This window comes from Pseudooceanicola nitratireducens, assembly GCF_900109195.1.
GTDB lineage: Bacteria > Pseudomonadota > Alphaproteobacteria > Rhodobacterales > Rhodobacteraceae > Pseudooceanicola > Pseudooceanicola nitratireducens.
Genome location: NZ_FNZG01000006.1, coordinates 26,453 through 43,687, shown reverse-complemented (window position 1 = coordinate 43,687; position 17,235 = coordinate 26,453). Strand labels below are relative to the sequence as shown.

Below are 17,235 nucleotides of genomic sequence, written 5' to 3'. Positions count from 1 at the left end.
GCCCCTCAGGTCAGCGACGGCAGATGCGCCATGTCGCTGGCCTTCACGAAACGCAGAAATTCGCGCAGCACCTCGTTGCCGCTGTCGGCGTGACAGATCATCGACACGCGGTGTTCCGCCGCCGGCCCGTCGATTTCCGCATAGCTCACGTCGCCATAATCCATGCGCGACAGCGACTGCGGCACCAGCGCGACGCCCATGCCCTGACTGACCAGGGTGACAACGGTGAACCAGTTGCGCAGCTTGTAGCCGTCGTTCGGCTTCATCCCGCCTTCGGCCAGCAGTTCGGCGATGCGGTCGTAATTGTATTCGGCATAGGCCCGTTCAAAGACGATGACCTTTTCGCCGGACAATTGCTGGATCGAGATCTTGCTGCGCCCGGCCAGCCGATGCCCCCGGGGCAGACAGCAGACCAGCCTTTCGGTTTCAAGCAGGTGATCCTGCACCTGGTCGGGCAGGGGGGCGCCGTGGATAAAGCCGACGTCCAGCTGGTGATGTTCGATCAGGTCGATCTGACCGGCGGTGTTCATCTCTTGCAGGATCAGGTCGACCTTTGGATAGGCCTCCTGGAACTGGCTGAGGATCTCGGGCAGGCGCCGGAACAGCATCGAGGGCACGAAACCCACGCTCAGCGTGCCGGATGTGCCCTTGGCGGTCTGCGCGGCGATGGTTTCGGCCTGTTGCAGCTGATGCAACAGCCGCGCAGCGTGCTTGGCAAAGACGGCGCCTGCCTCGGTCAATCTGACCGATCGGTTAGATCGAATCATCAAAGCAAAACCAAGGGTTTCCTCCAATTGGCGCAGGCTGGCGCTTAGCGGCGGCTGAGAGATGTTCAGCTTTCGCGCGGCATTTCCAAAGTGCAATTCCTCGGACAGGGCCAGGAAGTATTCGAGTTGTCGGAACGTTATCGCCATGTAGCGATTAACTATATTAAAGTTAGTATCGATCAATAGAAAAATAGTATTGTTATTAAAATAACCACCTGCGCAACAGTGAAAGCCGAACCGGTTCACCGCCCCAATCCTGATCGCGGCGGGCACACCGGTCGGAGGAGAACATATGCATTTCAAGGGAGGAGATACCTTGCGCACTTTCACGCTCTCGCTCGTTGCGGGTCTGATGTCGACGGCGGCCATGGCCAGCGATTATGCACTGCCCAGAACCGTCACCTGGACGACCTATTCCACCGGTTCGTCCGGCTATAACCAGGCCGTCGCGATCGGCGCGGCGCTGCAGGCCGACAGCGATGTCAACCTGCGCATCCTGCCCGGCAACAACGACCTGTCCCGGCTTGAGCCCGTGCGCCAGGGCAAGGTGCAATTCGCGGCCAACGGCGTCGGCACCTACATCGCCCAGGAAGGCATGCTGGAATTCATGGACCAGTCCTGGGGTCCGCAGAAGGTCCGCGTTGTCCTGAACAACATCGGATCCGGCGCGGGCATGGCGCTTGGCGTGACCAAGTCCGCCTGTGAAAAGGCAGGCAAGCCCGATTGCGAAGGCTTCCAGATCTCCGACCTCAAAGGTATGCGCGTGCCCGAGATCAAGGGCGGACCGTCCCTGAACCTCAACGTCGAGGCCTTCCTGGCCTATGGCGGGCTGACCTGGGCCGATGTCGAGGTCGTGGAATTCGGCGGCTTTGGCGCGTCCTGGAAGGGCATGGTCGAAGGCTCCGTGGATGCGGCTTTCGCCATCACCTCGGCCGGCAACGCCTATGAGGCGGAATCCAGCCCAAATGGCCTGTACTGGCCGCCGATCGACCCCGCGGACGCGGAAGGCATGGACCGCCTGAAGGCCGTGGCCCCCTATTTCGTGGCGATCAAGGCCACCCAGGGTGCCGCCATGCCGGACGAAGGCCAGGCGCTGACCGCCTATCCCTATCCGATCCTGATGGCCTATGACACGCAGGATGCCGACCTGGTCTACAACATGACCAAGGCGATGGCCGACCTTTACGACGCCTACAAGGATGGTGCCCCGGGCGCGATCGGCTGGGCGCTTGAAAACCAGGTCTACGACTGGGTTGTCCCCTTCCACGAAGGGTCCGTCCGCTACCTGACCGAGGCCGGCCTGTGGTCGGATGAGGCGCAGAAACACAACGACTCGCTGCTGCACCGCCAGGACGTTCTGGCCAAGGCCTGGGCCGAGCTGACCGAAGCCAAACCCGAAGGCGACTGGAAAGAAGCCTGGGCCGCCAAGCGCCGCGAAGCGCTGACCGCCGAGGGGCTGCCGGCCCCCTTCTGACAGGGCTGACGCGACACCGGCCGCACAGGGCCGGAACGCATCCTGAATGCACGGGGCAGGTCTTTGCCCCGTGCTGTTCAGTCTGGGACGGGCGAGCGGCGCGGCAGGAAGCCCGCCGGAGGAGGACACATGGAAACCCAAGACACACGACAGGGCCGCGGGGCAGCCGCGCTCGAGGCCGAGGCCGAGCGCGAGAAGGCAACCTTCACCGGGGTCACGCGATTGGTCATCGTGGCGCTGACGCTTTTTGCCATCGGGCTGACGATCAACCAGCTTTTCAACCTCAAGATCGGCGGTAGCGCGATCCTTGACGGGATGTATCTGAACATGCTGGCGGGGATCTTCCTTAGCCTGACGTTCCTGGTCTTCCGGGCGCATGGCCCGGTGTCCGCACGGGTGCCGTGGTACGACTGGGTCATCTTCGCGGCCGCCTTGGCCGTCGGCGGGTTCATCGCCTGGAACGCGGAAGAGGCCACCACCTTCGGCTGGGAATTCGCCGCCCCCGACTATGGGGTCTGGGCCGCCATCGCCTTCTATGTCCTGATCCTAGAAGCGACACGCCGGGCAGGCGGCACAGTGCTGTTCCTGATCGTGCTGATGTTTTCGCTGTATCCGACCTTTGCCGAAAGCGTGCCGGATCCCCTTTCGGGCTACCAGCAACCCTTCAACGACGTGGTCGCCTTCTTTATCTATTCCTCCGAAGGCTCCTTCGGCATCCCGATGCAGGCCTTCGGGTCGCTGGTCATCGGTTTCATCCTGTTCGGGTCCGTGCTGCAGTTCACCGGCGGCGGGCGGTTCTTCAACGATCTCGCCTTTGCGCTGGTCGGCCGCTATCGCGGCGGATCGGCCAAGGTTGCGATCTTTGCCTCGGGCTTCATGGGGTCGATGTCCGGTTCGGTCATCTCGAACGTGCTGACCACGGGCGCGGTGTCGATCCCCGCCATGCGCCGCGCCGGGTTCTCGGCGCGCTATGCCGCCGCGACCGAGGCCTGCGCCTCGACCGGGGGGGTGCTGATGCCGCCGATCATGGGGGCCACGGCCTTTGTCATGGCATCCTGGCTGGGCCTGCCCTATTCGGAAATCATGCTGGCCGCGGCGATCCCGTCACTGCTGTACTACTTCGGCCTGTTTGCCCAGATCGACGCTTATTCGGCCCGCCGCGGGTTGCGGGGCATTCCCGCCGAGCTGCTGCCGCACCTTGGCGCAGTGATGAAAAGCGGCTGGTTCTACATCTCGGTCTTTGCGCTGCTGATCGTCCTGATGGTGGCCTATCGTTGGGAAACCACCGCGCCCTTCTACGCCATCGCGCTGCTTCTGGTGATCAACCAGCTGATCGGCACCGACCGCTTCACCCTGTCGGGCTTCGTGGACATGATCGCATCCGTCGGGCGCATCCTTGCGGAACTGGTGGCGGTACTTCTGGGCATCGGCATGATCGTCGGCGCCTTCCAGGCGACCGGGCTGACCGGGCCGCTGGCCGGGGAACTGGTGTCGCTTGCCGGCAATTCGACGATCCTGCTGCTGATCATGGGGGCGATCACCGCCTTCATCTTCGGCATGGGGATGACCGTGACCGCCTGCTACATCTTCCTGGCCGTCATCCTGGCCCCGGCGCTGGTGCAGGGCGGGCTGAACGAACTGGCCGTGCACCTGTTCATTCTTTACTGGGGGATGGTCAGCTATATCACGCCGCCGGTGGCCCTGGGTGCCTTTGCCGCAGCGTCGATGGCCGGCTCCTCTCCGATCCGCACCGCGTTCGAGGCGATGCGCCTGGGCGGTGTCATCTATATCATGCCGTTCTTCTTCGTGCTGAACCCGGCGCTGGTCGGCCAGGCCGGCACGGCCGAGGTGCTGTTCGTGCTGGTCTGCGCCATGGTCGGCGTCTGGTTCATCTCGTCCGCGCTGCAGGGGCACATCAGCCTTGTGGGCGGCCTGGGGACCGGCGCGCTTGGCTGGCTGATGCGCGGGATGATCCTGCTTTCGGGTCTTCTGATCGCCGCGCCCATGGGCGGGCTCGTCGGGCTTGGTCATACCGAGGTCACGATCCTTGGGGCCCTGATGGCGGTTGTCCCGCTGATCCTGGCCTGGCGCACCGGCGAAAACGGGGACGCCGTGCCCAGCCCGGCCCCCGGCGCATGAGAAGGGGACAGGCATGAGCATCGAAACCGAAGACAGGGTCGAAACCCTGGCCCGGAAGCTGGCCGAGGTCCGGCGCAGCTTCCAGCCCATCCACAGCCTTCCAGCCGAACTTGTTCCGCCGGACGTCGCCGCCTCGTACCGCGTCGATGCGCGGGTCGAGAAACTGCTGGGCTGGGAACCGCTTGGCTGGAAGATCGCCGCCACCACGCCCGCCATGCAGGAAAGACTGGAAAGCGATGTGCCGATCCGCGGGCGGACCTACGCCCGGCACCGGCACCAATCGCCCGCGCGGTTGAAGATGTCGGCGCTGAACGGGCCCATGGTGGAATGCGAATTCTTCATGACCCTGGCGAAGGATCTTCCCCTGCGCGACACCGACTGGACCGAGGCCGAGGTCGCCGCCGCCGTCGGCACCGTGCACGCCGGGATCGAGGTCGCCGAGACACGCTATGTGATCGGCCGACGCCCGGGTGTGACCGGGCTGATCGCGGACGCAAGTTCGGCCGGGCAGTACATCTTCGGGCCGCAGGTTCATCTGCCGCCCGACGGGCTGGCCGGGGTCGAGGTCGTGCTTTACGTCGACGGTGTCGCGGAACAGCGGGGCACCGGGGCGGATGTGCTGGGCAACCCGATCCGGGCCCTGCAGTGGCTGGCCAACGACCTGCGGCGTCTGAACCGCAGCCTCTCTGCCGGAGAGGTGATTTCGACCGGCTCCATCACCGGGGTCTTCTATGCCCGCCCGGACAGCCTGTTCCGGGTTGAATTCGGGTCGCATTGCGCGGTCGAGGTGACCTTCGACGCCGCATGACCCCAAGCACGGGACAGCACCCCGGCGCGGGGTGCTGTCTCTGCCTTTGCGATGGCCACGACCGGGACGACGAAGACCCTTCAGCCGGAACCGAACCCTAGTCGGCGGTCCAGCCGCCATCCAGCATCAGCGACGACGCCGCAGAGAGGACGCCGTTGGAGTGCCAAAGCGTCACAACACAGGGCAAAATAAAAAAGCACCACCCGAATTCTCAGGTGGTGCAGTCATACTTGGTCGGGGCCAGTCGTCAGCCGTCAAGCTGGCTGACGTCGCGGACGGCACCCTTCGCGGCCGAGGTCGTCAGCGCGGCATAGGCCTTGAGCGCGCTCGACACCTTGCGGGTGCGTTTCTCTTCCGGCTTCCAGCCCTTGGCGTCGCGCGCGGCGCGGCGTTCGGCCAGAACGGCGTCATCCACGGCAAGGTGGATCGTGCGGTTCGGGATGTCGATCTCGATCCGGTCGCCATCCTCGACCAGCCCGATGGTGCCGCCTTCGGCCGCTTCGGGGGAAACGTGGCCAATGGACAGGCCCGAGGTGCCGCCCGAGAACCGCCCGTCCGTCAGCAGGGCACAGGCTTTGCCCAGGCCCTTCGACTTCAGGTAAGAGGTCGGGTACAGCATTTCCTGCATTCCCGGACCGCCGCGCGGCCCTTCGTACCGGATCACGACCACGTCGCCTTCCTTGACCTTGCCGGTCAGGATGTTGCTTACCGCCGTGTCCTGGCTTTCGCAGACATGGGCCGTGCCGGTGAACTTCAGGATCGAGGCATCCACCCCGGCCGTCTTCACGATGCAGCCTTCTTGCGCGATGTTGCCGAACAGGACCGCCAGGCCGCCGTCCTGGCTGAAGGCGTGTTCCTTGGACCGGATCACGCCGTTTTCGCGGTCGGTGTCCAGCTCCTTGAAGCGGTTCTCGGTCGAAAAGGCCTGCGTGGTGCGCACGCCACCGGGGGCGGCGCGGAACAGCAGGTCGGCCTCGGGGTTGTTGGCCACCTTGATGTCCCAATGCGCGATGGCCTCGCCCATGGTCGAGGAATGCACGGTGGTGCAGTCGTCATGCAGCAGGCCGGCGCGGGACAATTCGCCCAGGATCGAGAAGATGCCACCGGCGCGGTGCACGTCTTCCATGTGGACGTTTTCGATGTTGGGCGCGACCTTGCACAGGCAGGGCACGTGGCGCGACAGCTTGTCGATGTCGTCCATGGTGAAGTCCACGCCGCCTTCATTGGCGATCGCCAGCAGGTGCAGCACGGTGTTGGTGGACCCGCCCATGGCAATGTCGAGGCTCATGGCGTTCTGGAAGGCCTTGAAGGTCGCGATTTCCCGCGGGAGAAATCCGTGTTCTTCCAGCTCGTAGTGGCGGCGGGTGATTTCAACGATCTTGCGGCCGGCTTCCAGGAACAGGCCCTTGCGGTCGGCGTGGGTCGCCAGGGTCGAGCCGTTGCCGGGCAGGGCCAGGCCAAGCGCCTCGGCCAGGCAGTTCATCGAGTTCGCCGTGAACATCCCCGAGCAGGAGCCGCAGGTCGGACAGGCGTTCTCTTCGATGTGTTTCACCTGTTCGTCGGTGTAGGTGTCCGACGCGGCGGCGACCATGGCGTCGACCAGGTCGATCTTCTTCACGTCCAGGTCGGCCAGGTCGATCTTGCCCGCTTCCATCGGCCCGCCTGATACGAAGATCGCGGGGATGTTCAGGCGCATGGCGGCCATCAGCATGCCGGGGGTGATCTTGTCGCAGTTCGAGATGCAGACCATGGCGTCGGCGCAATGGGCGTTGACCATGTATTCCACGCTGTCGGCAATGACTTCGCGCGAGGGAAGGGAATACAGCATCCCGTCGTGGCCCATGGCGATGCCGTCATCCACGGCGATGGTGTTGAATTCCTTCGCGACACCGCCGGCCTTCTCGACCTCTTCCGCGACCATCTGGCCCAGGTCCTTCAGGTGGACGTGGCCGGGCACGAACTGGGTAAAGGAATTGACGATGGCGATGATCGGCTTGCCAAAGTCGCCGTCCTTCATGCCGGTGGCGCGCCAGAGGCCGCGGGCACCTGCCATGTTGCGGCCATGGGTGCTGGTTCTCGAACGATAGCGGGGCATAGGCGGCTCCAATTTTTGCGGATGCAGCGGGTGCTGCACAGGCTACGATTTCAACACATTGCAAGTACTGCGAAGCCGCGCGGATTGGAAGGCCGGACTGATCTTTGTCAGGGGATCAGGACAGGCACGCCACGCCGGGCAAACCCTGGCTGATTGACCCCTCAATACCGGACAATATAGATTATGTTGCCAAACCCGCGCATCGCGCGTCGCCATCCTAAAACAGCAGATCCGGCAGGAACAGCGCGATGGCCGGGAAGACCGTCAGCACAGCGATGGCGAGAAGATGGATGATCCAGTAAGGCACCGTGGCGCGGGCAACGCGGCCCAGGCTGACCTCGTTGTTGGTCAGGCTGGCCAGAACCGACAGGTTCAAGCCCACGGGTGGCGTGACCTGGCCGATCTCGATCACGATGGTGATCATAACGCCGATCCAGATCGGGTCATACCCAAGGCCGACCAGCAGGGGAAAGACCACCGGAAGGGTCATGATCATCAACGACAGCCCGTCAAAGAAACATCCCAGGATCAGGTAGATAAGCACCACCAGAAACAGGATCGTATAGCGGTTGAGCCCGCTGTCGGCGACCACGTTCAGGATCTGCTGGGCCACGCCAAGAATGCTGACCGACTGCGCCAGGATCGTGGCGCCCATGACGACGAAACCGATTGCGGCAAACAGCAAGGTCGCGTGGAACACCGCCTCGCGCAGGGATGTCAGGGTCAGATCACCCCAGATGAACGAAATCACGATGGCCAGCACGACCCCCAGGGCGGCGGCCTCGGTCGGGGTGGCCAGGCCTCCGATGATCGAACCGATCACCGCGAGGATCAGCAGCAGCAGCGGCCAGACCTGCCCCATGCCGCGCAGGATCGCCAGAAACGGCATATGCACGTCCTCGCGCGGGGCGACATGCGGATGGCGTAGCGTCTTGATGACGATATAGACCATGAAAGCGGCACCGATCATCAGGCCCGGAAGAATACCCGCGATGAACAGCCGCCCGATCGAGGTCTCGGTCAGTGCACCAAAGATCAGGAAGGACAGGCTGGGCGGAATAAGCAACCCAAGGGTGCCGCCACCCGCCAGGCTGCCGACGATGACGTCGCGGTCATAGCCGCGGCGGGTCATCTCGGGATAGGCCACGGATCCCACGGCCGCGGCGGTCGACAGGCTGGACCCGCTGACCGCGCCGAAGATGGTGCAAACGGCAATATTGGTGTGCAAAAGCCCGCCGGGGACCTTGCTGAAGACCGGCGCAAAGGCCGCATAGGCCCGGTTGCTGACCCCGCTGCGCAACAGGATCTCGCCCAGCAGGATAAACAGAGGCACCGCGCTGAGCGTGAAGGAATTGAAGACGTTCCAGATTGCATCCACGGCCAGCCCGGTGGCTCCGTTGGAAAAGACCTGAAGCAGCACAAGCCCGGTCAGGCCAAGTGCCGCGCCAAGGGCAACCCCGGTCGAGGCCGAGGCGACAAGGATACCAATCAAAGAGGACCAGAACATCGCTTAGCCGTCCGTGTCAGAAGTGTCAGAGAGGGGCGCGATCGTCGCTTCCTCATCAGGGGTGGCATAGCGTTCGCGTTCGATCAGCCCCGTCAGGCGGCTGGCAAAGATCACCCAGGTCAGGCCGACGGACACAGGCAGGGCCGTCATCCAGGGATAGAGCAGAAGCCGCGCCGTTTCGGTCTTGAGATTGCGTTTCCAGGCGAATTCCAGCCAGGGCAGCGCCTTGACGAAGATCCAGCCGAAAAACAGAAGTCCGACCAGCATGGCAGCGATATGGACCAACCGGCCAAACCGGGGCTCAAGCGCGTTTGACACGATCGAGACGCGCACATGCTGTGCCCGAAGCGTGACCAGCGGCAGACCAAGAAACAGCATCGCCGTCAGCAAAAGCCCGACGATGTCTTCGGTGATGTGCAGCGGCGTGCCGGCGATCCGGCGCATCACCACGCTGGTGGTCACCAGCCCGACGATCGCCACCATGCACAACGATGCACAAAGCGCGAGCGCAAGGGCCAGACGATCCAGCCCCTGCGCATATGTGTGTCGAAGACGGCTCACCAGCGGTTAGCGGCCAAGGGCCGTCAGCATCCGGGCGCGATAATCCAGCGCGGCACCGCCCGCTTCCTCGGCCAGCATGGCCCAGGTTTCGGACACGGCGGCCACGAATTGTTCGCGGTCGGCGTCGGGGAAATCCTCGCCCCAGGTCAGACCCTGAGCGACCAGTTTCTCGCGCGCGGCCATCTCGTTTTCGACGTCGGCGTCATACTGGTTGGTGCGCTCCCACAGGGCGTCTGCCGCTGCGGTGATCGCGTCCTTGATTTCCGGATCGGTGTTATCCCACAGCTTGTCCTGCACGCCGATCGTGTAGGGCGCAGAGGCCATCGGATAAAGGAACGACGCGTATTTCGTCACCTCCTGCAGCGAAATCGTATGGGCATACAGGGCGGGATAAAGCGCGCAGTCCACGACACCGGTGCGCAGCGCAACATAGACGTCTTCCTGCGGCACGATCTGCGCAGCAACGCCAAGCTTGGTGAAGGTCTCGACCTGTTCGCGGGCCCAAACACGAAGCTTCACGTCGCGCAGCTGTTCAAGCGTGTTCACCGGTTCATCCCGGCAGAATACCGACACGGAGAGCGTCGGGATCGCCACGAAGCCGACGGTGGTGATGTCCCAGTCGTTGTAAGCCTCGGTGTAGATCTCTTGTGCCACAGGCAGCACGGCCTTCAGCTCGTCCACGGTGCTGATCGCACCCTGCACGAACACCGACCCCAGTTCGGGCGCATCGCGGCCCAGATAGTTCGACCACATCAGGCTCATCTCGACGGCACCGGTCGGGACCACCCGCAGCAGGTCGGTGTTGGGCAGACCCAAAGAGCCGCCGTGATACATCTGAAGCGTGAAATCCTTGTCCGCGAGGGCAGCGTTCACATCCTCGGCAAATTGATCTAGCTGCGCGGACTCGGGCCGGGTCTCGGGCAGGAAGTTGTTGAAACGCCATTCCTCGGCCAGGGCAGGACCGGAGACCAATGCTCCGGCCACAAGGGCGTAGGCGGTTTTGTTGAGCAGTGTTTTCAAGGTCTTGTCTCCTGTTCAGCCAGACGCTTTGGTGCGTGTGGTGGCTGTATGTTAACCTTTATTTGGATTTGGCGCTGCACGGTCAAGGCGACACCCGGTGCGGCACTGCACTCAGCGGCTTTGCAAAAACAGACCCGATGGCGCGCGATGCCGGTCCTTTCGGGAAAGGCCGTGATGTCCGATACGCCGGCATGCAGCGCCGGTCACACCCCATTCAGCAGGCGAGAAGTTCATGCGTCAAACGGTTCATGGACACAGGCCCTTCTGGCGTGATCTCGACCTGATCTTCGATGATCATGCCGCCGACGCCGGTGACGTAGATCGGTGTCTCGAAGGCCAGGACCATGCCGCTTTCGATCGTGGTCTGCGCCGAGGCCGAGATGAAGGGCCATTCCTCGGACCCCGGTCCGGTGCCCAGACTGTGGCCGAAGTGGCCGCGGCAATATCCCGTCAGCCCCCTGCCCCGGATCGCCGATTGCGTGGCGCGATGGACCTCGGCCAAGGGGGTGCCGGGATGCAAAAGCTCAAAGCCCGCCCGGAACCCGGCCATCAGCGCATCATGCAGTTCGGATTGAAGGCGACGTGGCGCGCCGACCACGAAGGTCCGCCCGCTGTCCGAGGTATAGCCCCGCATCAGACAGCCCACATCGACCTTCACCAGATCGCCCGTCGCGGCCACGGCGTCGCCCCCCCAAGGGTCCGCCCCAACCGAGATATATTCCCAATGGCCGGTCATCGGCTTGCCGGCACCCGCCGTGGCGACGGTGCTGGACCAGACCGCAGCAAGATCGCTGCGCCGGATCCCAGGCGCGATGGCATCGCGCACGGCTGCAATGCCGACCTCGGCTACCTCGACGGCACTTCGCAGCAGCGCGATTTCTTCCGGAGACTTCATCGCCCGCAGCTGACGGGCCACGGCGGTGCCATCGATCAGAACGGCCGGATCCAGGGCCTTGATCAGCGGCGCATGCCCATTGGCGGCGACCGCCGAAAGTTCGATCCCGATGCGGCCCCGCGCCAGACCTTTTTCGGCCAGCGCATCGCGCAGGTGCCCATAGGTGATAGCGGCGTCGAAGGTCTCGGGTCGGCGATTGTCCTGGGGGCGCCCCGGTGCGTCCCAGATACCGTCAAAGGCGATGGCCAAGTCAGCGTCCAGATCGGCCTCGGGAAGGGTCATTGCCTCGACCCAGATCGGACTTTCGCGGACGTCATCGATATGGCTGTCCCGGCGTAGGTTCGCCGCGAAAAGGTCACTGATGACCACGGTTTCAGCCAGTTCTGGATCGGCGGGCACCAGCACGGCCACCGCGCCTTCGCGCCGCCACATGGTCGCCACCCCGGGGGCGGCACCGGTGGCATGGGCAAAGCCCTCGGCCGAGAAAAGGACCAGAGCATCCAGACCTTCGGCCTGCATGAGACGTTGCGCCGCGCTACGGTTCAAATGTGCCATGCCCTGTCCCTGCTTTCTGCGATCTCCTGCAAGTGGCGAGTGTTGCCGGGGTCTGTCAACCGCACGGCAGGTGTTTCAAAAATGCATGGCACCACCTCGGGCGCGACCGCCGGTCTGGCCCTTCAGTCCTTGATCGCCATTTCCCAGTAAGAGCCTTCCTTGCGCCCGATATGGGCGCGCAGGATCGATTGCGCTGTCGCCTCGTCCCCGCGGGCAATGGCGTCACAGATCTCTTGGTGTTCGCGATAGGACTTGGCCATGTGATCCGGGTGCCGGCCCAGACGGTTGCGCAGGGCCGCCATCTTCTGCGCGATGGTCTGATAGGCATCGTTTAGAAACCGGTTGTCCGAACAATCCATCAGGATCTGGTGGAATTCGGAATCCAGCCGCAGGTAAAGCGGCACATCATCGGATGCGCGGGCGCGCGACATCTGTTCGACGCAGGCCGACAACCGATCGGCCAGACGCGGGGCATCGACCTGCATCGCAAAACCAAGCGCCGCGGATTCAAGGCTGAGACGCGCATCGCACAGCTTTGCCAGTTCGTCGGGTTCCAAAGAGAAGACGAAGGTGCCGCGCTGCGGTTCGACCGTCAGCAGACCTTCCATTTCAAGCCGGTTGATCGCCTCTCGCACCGGGGTGCGGCTGACCGAAAGATCTTGGGCGATCCGGGCCTCGGACAGCTGGCTTCCCAGGTCCATATCGCCCGAGATGACCCAGTCGCGAAGCGATTCAGCCACGATTTCCGTCAATGATTTCGGTCTTGTAAGCGCTTTCATCTCGATTCCTCTCAAGCCTGACCGGGATAGCAAACTGGCATACAATATACAATCGTTGACACACTGGCATACTGTATGCCAGTTTCGATTCTGCATCGAGAAACGCTAGGGGGAGGAGCGATTGGCCCGTGCAGAAACCATACTGGTTGTCCTGAACCGCGCCCTTGTGGCGCTTGTTCTGGCGGCCGTATTTTCCATCGTCTTTGTCAACGTTGTCGGCCGCTATGGCTTTGGGCAGTCCTTTGCCTGGGTCGAAGAAGCCGCCCGTCACCTAATGATCCTGGGCGCCTTTTCCGGTGCGGGCCTGGCCCTGCGCGAAGGGCGTCTGGTTGCCATCACCACGCTGCAATCCGCAGGCTCGCCTGCCTTCGGCCGCGCGCTGCGCTGGCTGGCGGTTCTGATCATGTTCGTCTTCATGGCCACGATGTTCTGGCTGGGCGTCGAATTCGTACGGTTCGGCTGGAACAAGGAAACCATGTCGACGGGGATGCCGCGCGGCGTTGCCTATCTGTCGATCCCGATCGGCTGCGGATTGTTCCTGCTGCACCTGGCTCTCTTTGCTGCGCGCTTCGTGCGTGAGGACTTTGAATTCCTTGCCGATGCAAATCCCGAACAGACCCCGAAGAAGACGGCATAACCCATGGCGAAGACCCTAATCATCCTGTTCTTCGCGACCCTGATCTTGGGCGTGCCCGTGGCCTTCACCATGGGCGTGGCCGGCATGGCAGCGATCTTCATCGAAGGCAGCCTGAACCCGCTGATCGCGACACAGCGGATGTTTGCCGGCATCGACAGCTTTCCGCTGATGGCGGTGCCCTTCTTCATTCTCGCGTCCGAACTGATGACGGCCTGCGGCCTGACGCGGGCCCTGCTGAACTTTGCCAATGCGCTGGTCGGACATCTGCGCGGTGGCCTGGGCCACGTGAACGTGCTGGTCTCGATGCTGTTTGCGGGGATCTCGGGCTCGGCTCTGGCGGATGCGGCGGGGCCCTCGGCCATCGTGATGCGCATGATGCGCGAGGCCGGGTATGACCGCCATTATGCCGGGGCGCTGTCCGCGGCCACTGCCACCATCGGGCCGATCATCCCGCCTTCGATCCTTGCGGTGATCTTCGCGATCTCGACCAATGGCGTTACGGTGGCAGGGCTGTTTCTTGCAGGGATTGTCCCCGGTCTGCTGTTGGGGCTGGCACTGGCGCTGGCCAATCATATCGTCTCGACCCGGCATGGGTACCGCGGCCGCGACACCCGTGCGGGCCGGGAAGAGCTGCTGCAAAGCGCGATGACCGCCCTGCCCGCGCTGGTCATGCCTGCAATCATCCTGGGCGGCATCATCTTTGGCGTCTTCACCCCGACCGAGGCCGGGGCCGTCGCCTCGGCCTATGCGTTGCTGCTGGGGCTGATCCTGCGGGCCTATTCCCTGCGCAGTCTCTATGTGGCCTTCGCCCGTGCCGGGATCATCACTTCTTCGGTTTTTCTGATCATCGCCATGGCCTCGATCTTTGCCTGGCTGCTGACCTATCTCCAGATCCCGCAAGAGCTGGCCAAGATCGTGGCATCCGTCACCGACAGCCGCCTGGGCGTGCTGTTCATCCTCGCCGCCTTCGCCCTTGTGTGCGGCTTCTTCATCGACACGCTACCCGCGCTGATCATCCTGACACCGGTGCTGGGTCCGATTGCCTATGGCGCGGGGATCGATCCGCTTCAGTTCGGCATGATGCTGGTTCTGAACCTGACCATCGGCATGGTCACGCCCCCGGTCGGCCCTGTGCTTTTCGTGATCGCCAGCGTCGGTCAGCTGCGGCTGGACGCGCTGTCCCGTGCCGTTCTGCCGCTTCTCGCGGCCGAGCTCATCGTGCTGCTTCTGGTCATTCTCGTGCCCGGCATCAGCACCTTTGTCCCGACGTTCTTCGGGTTCTCAAACTGACATGAAAGGGAGGAAACCAATGAAAACCATGTCAAAACTCATGACGGCGACTGCGACAATCGCCCTGACCGTGGCCGGGCAGGCCGCCGTCGCCAAGGATCTGAAATACGCGCATTTCCAGTCGGCCGACCTCAGTTCCCCGAAACACGCCGCCGCGCTGGCGTTCGAAAGCTGTGTCGAGGGCAAGACCGCCGGATCGATCGACGTGCAGATCTTCCCTGCGGGCCAGCTGGCCGGCGACAACGAGGTGATGGAGGGTCTTCAGTTGGGCACCATCCAGATGGCCGTCGTGCATGACGGTCCGATCTCGGCCATGTACAAACCCTTCTCGGTTCTTGCCCTGCCCTATCTCTTTGACGATCAGGCGATGGCCTGGTCGGTGATGGATGGCACCTTTGGGGACGAACTGGCAGCGGACATGCTGGACAAGACGGGCATCCGAATGTTCGGCGCGGCCGACAACGGCGTGCGCAACTTCACCAACAACATCCGTCCCATTGCCGAACCGAAGGACATGGAAGGTCTGAAGATGCGCGTCATGACCGCGCCGGTCTGGGTGACGCTGGTGGAAAGCCTTGGTGCCTCGGCCACCCCGGTGCCGTGGCCCGAACTGCCCGGCGCGCTTCAACAGGGTGTCGTCGACGGTCAGGAAAACGGCGTGACCAATATCGTTAACGCCTCGCTCTATCAGAACCAGAAGTTCGTGTCTTTGGATGGACACGTGTTCAGCTGGCACGCCTATCTGATGTCGGACGACTTCTACCAGGGCCTGACCGAGGCCGAGCAGGTCGCCGTCACCCAGTGTTCCGACATCGCCAAGACGATCCATCGTGGCATGACCGCTGCGCAGGACGCCAATGCCACCACGATCCTTGAAGGCAAGGGCATGACCGTCGTGCCCGTCAGCCCCGAGCAAAAGGCGATGTTCCGCGAAAAGGCACAGCCTGCAGTGAAGGAATTCGTTGTGGGTGAGATCGGCGAGGACTGGCCGAACAAGCTGGACGCCGCTGTCCAGGCCTATCGCGACCAGTTCTGATCCATGCGGGACCGTATGATGACCACGCCGACCATCGCCATTCTCGAACCCGGCTATGCCGCCTATGACACGGAGACCGCCGTGCTGGGTGCCGCCGGGGCCCGGATCGTGACGGTCGGGGAAGACGTCGATGCGGTCCTGGCCCTGGGCGATCTGAACCCACGGGCGATCCTTGTCCGTGAAAGGACCATCGGACAGGCCGAACTGACGGCCTGTCCAGATCTCAAGGTGGTTGTCCGCTATGGTGTCGGTACCGACAATATCGACCTGGAGGCCGCCCGCGCCCGCCAAATCTATGTGGCCAATGTCCCCGACTACGGCGCGGAAAACGAGGTCAGCGACCATGCGCTGGCCCTGTATCTGGCCGTGCAGCGCCGTGTCGCCAGCCGCGATGCCGAGGTCCGCGCAGGGCATTGGGGCCTCGGGCAGGCCTCCCCGATCCCCTCCCGAGAGGATGCGGTTCTGGGGCTGATCGGCTGTGGTCGGATCGGGCTGGTGACCCTGACCAAATTCCGCGCTTTCGGTTTTCAGCGCGTGCTGGTGCACGACCCCTTCATGTCGCCTGACGCCGCGCGGGCGGCGGGTGTCGAGCTGACCGATATGGACAGCCTTTGCGCCACGGCGGATGTCATCAGCCTGCATGCGCCGCTGACGCCCGACACCCACCATATTCTGAACGCCGACCGTCTGGCCCGCGTGAAACCGACGAGCATTGTCATCAACGTCTCGCGCGGGGGGCTGGTGGATGAAACCGCCCTGGCCACCGCTCTGCAAGACGGCCGCCTGTTCGGGGCGGGTATCGATGTGTTCGAGGTCGAACCGATCCGCCCCGACAACCCGCTGCTGGGCGCGCCCAACACGCTCTTGTCGGATCACAACGCCTGGTATTCCGAACGGTCCGTTGCGCTGCTTCAGCGCAAGGCCGCCCAGGAAATCGCCCGCGTCCTGTCTGGCCAGCAACCCGTCAACTGGGTCAACCGCTGGCCCCTAGACCCCTGAAACCGAAGGAACATCACATGACACTTGCAGACCTGATCGCCGGATTCCGCGGCACCGCCATTGCCTCGGTTGCTGATGCCGTGGACAAGGTGGCCGGCAGGCCCGGCTTTCTCAACCATCAAATCCGGCCCCGGATCAATGAACACAAGATCGTCGGCCCCGCAGTCACCGTGCTGGAAGGCCCCACGGACGAGGAACTGCCGCCGCAGCACGCGCTGGACATGATCGACGCCTCCGACCCCGGATCGGTCATCGTGATTTCCACCAACCAAAGCGTCGATGTCGCCGTCTGGGGTGGTCTGATGACCGCCGGTGCCGTGGCCAACAAGCACGAGGCGGCGGTTCTGGACGCAGGTGTCCGCGACATCGTGGAAATCCGCCGCGACTATGACTTTCCGGTCTATTCCCGCACCGTCTGCCCCGGCACCACCGTTGGCCACGCCAAGACGCTGGCCGCGAATGTCGAGGTCGATATGGGCGGGGTCATCGTGCACCCCGGCGACATCATGGTGGGCGACATCGACGGCGTCGTCTGCGTGCCCCGCGCCCATGCCGAAGAGGTGCTGAAGATGGCGCAGGAGATCGACGAGCGCGAGGCAGAACAAGCCAAGCTGATCATCGAGAGCGGGTCTTTGAAGGAAGGTCTGGCCAAGTACGGGCGGATCTGACGGAT

At 63.5% G+C, this 17,235-nt stretch carries 15 protein-coding genes; 8 read left to right on the top strand and 7 right to left on the bottom strand.

Going from position 1 to position 17,235, the window contains the following annotated elements; all coding sequences use genetic code 11:
- Positions 1-5: 5 nt before the first annotated feature.
- Positions 6-914 carry a LysR family transcriptional regulator gene (locus tag BMX99_RS17365; RefSeq protein ID WP_170848851.1) on the bottom strand — a complete coding sequence of 303 codons (909 nt, stop codon included), beginning with the start codon at positions 912-914 and terminating at the stop codon, positions 6-8.
- A gap of 169 nt (positions 915-1,083) precedes the next feature.
- On the opposite strand from BMX99_RS17365, the gene BMX99_RS17360 reads away from it, so the two are divergent.
- The 3 genes from BMX99_RS17360 (at position 1,084) to BMX99_RS17350 (ending at position 5,188) form a co-directional block, all read left to right on the top strand.
- A complete protein-coding gene (locus BMX99_RS17360) occupies positions 1,084-2,241 on the top strand; it encodes a TAXI family TRAP transporter solute-binding subunit (RefSeq protein WP_244525669.1) in 1,158 nt (385 codons plus the stop codon).
- Positions 2,242-2,370: 129 nt separating this feature from the next.
- Complete coding sequence (locus BMX99_RS17355; RefSeq protein ID WP_093454866.1) at positions 2,371-4,380, top strand: TRAP transporter permease; 2,010 nt, start codon at positions 2,371-2,373, stop codon at positions 4,378-4,380.
- A gap of 13 nt (positions 4,381-4,393) precedes the next feature.
- Positions 4,394-5,188 (top strand): 2-keto-4-pentenoate hydratase, encoded by a 795-nt coding sequence (locus tag BMX99_RS17350; protein ID WP_093454865.1) that lies wholly within the window; start codon positions 4,394-4,396, stop codon positions 5,186-5,188.
- Positions 5,189-5,435: 247 nt separating this feature from the next.
- Here BMX99_RS17350 and ilvD read toward each other — a convergent pair whose 3' ends face one another.
- From ilvD to BMX99_RS17320, 6 genes are all read right to left on the bottom strand, one after another.
- Positions 5,436-7,283, bottom strand: a complete 1,848-nt coding sequence (gene ilvD / locus BMX99_RS17345) for a dihydroxy-acid dehydratase (RefSeq protein ID WP_093454864.1) — start codon at positions 7,281-7,283, stop codon at positions 5,436-5,438.
- Between the two features lie 217 nt (positions 7,284-7,500).
- The gene (locus tag BMX99_RS17340; RefSeq protein WP_093454863.1) at positions 7,501-8,790 is read right to left on the bottom strand and encodes a TRAP transporter large permease; all 1,290 of its coding nucleotides are present in this window, start codon (positions 8,788-8,790) and stop codon (positions 7,501-7,503) included.
- Between the two features lie 3 nt (positions 8,791-8,793).
- Positions 8,794-9,351: a TRAP transporter small permease gene (locus tag BMX99_RS17335; RefSeq protein WP_170848850.1), complete on the bottom strand. Its 558-nt coding sequence runs from the start codon at positions 9,349-9,351 to the stop codon at positions 8,794-8,796.
- A gap of 6 nt (positions 9,352-9,357) precedes the next feature.
- A complete protein-coding gene (dctP, locus tag BMX99_RS17330) occupies positions 9,358-10,371 on the bottom strand; it encodes a TRAP transporter substrate-binding protein DctP (protein ID WP_244525667.1) in 1,014 nt (337 codons plus the stop codon).
- Between the two features lie 214 nt (positions 10,372-10,585).
- Positions 10,586-11,821, bottom strand: a complete 1,236-nt coding sequence (locus tag BMX99_RS17325; protein WP_093454861.1) for a M24 family metallopeptidase — start codon at positions 11,819-11,821, stop codon at positions 10,586-10,588.
- A 122-nt stretch (positions 11,822-11,943) separates the two neighbouring features.
- Entirely contained in the window at positions 11,944-12,561 is a 618-nt protein-coding gene (locus BMX99_RS17320; protein WP_170848849.1) for a GntR family transcriptional regulator, read from the bottom strand.
- Between the two features lie 160 nt (positions 12,562-12,721).
- Between BMX99_RS17320 and BMX99_RS17315 the strand changes: the two genes are divergently transcribed.
- From BMX99_RS17315 to BMX99_RS17295, 5 genes are read left to right on the top strand one after another with little or no spacing between them, the layout of a single operon-like run.
- On the top strand, positions 12,722-13,237 hold the full coding sequence (locus BMX99_RS17315) for a TRAP transporter small permease (protein ID WP_093454859.1): 516 nt from the start codon (positions 12,722-12,724) through the stop codon (positions 13,235-13,237).
- 3 nt (positions 13,238-13,240) lie between these two features.
- Positions 13,241-14,527: a TRAP transporter large permease gene (locus BMX99_RS17310; RefSeq protein ID WP_093454858.1), complete on the top strand. Its 1,287-nt coding sequence runs from the start codon at positions 13,241-13,243 to the stop codon at positions 14,525-14,527.
- Between the two features lie 19 nt (positions 14,528-14,546).
- Positions 14,547-15,563, top strand: a complete 1,017-nt coding sequence (locus BMX99_RS17305; protein WP_244525666.1) for a DctP family TRAP transporter solute-binding subunit — start codon at positions 14,547-14,549, stop codon at positions 15,561-15,563.
- Between the two features lie 18 nt (positions 15,564-15,581).
- On the top strand, positions 15,582-16,562 hold the full coding sequence (locus BMX99_RS17300; protein WP_093454857.1) for a C-terminal binding protein: 981 nt from the start codon (positions 15,582-15,584) through the stop codon (positions 16,560-16,562).
- Between the two features lie 17 nt (positions 16,563-16,579).
- A complete protein-coding gene (locus BMX99_RS17295) occupies positions 16,580-17,230 on the top strand; it encodes an RraA family protein (protein WP_093454856.1) in 651 nt (216 codons plus the stop codon).
- Positions 17,231-17,235 lie beyond the last annotated feature (5 nt).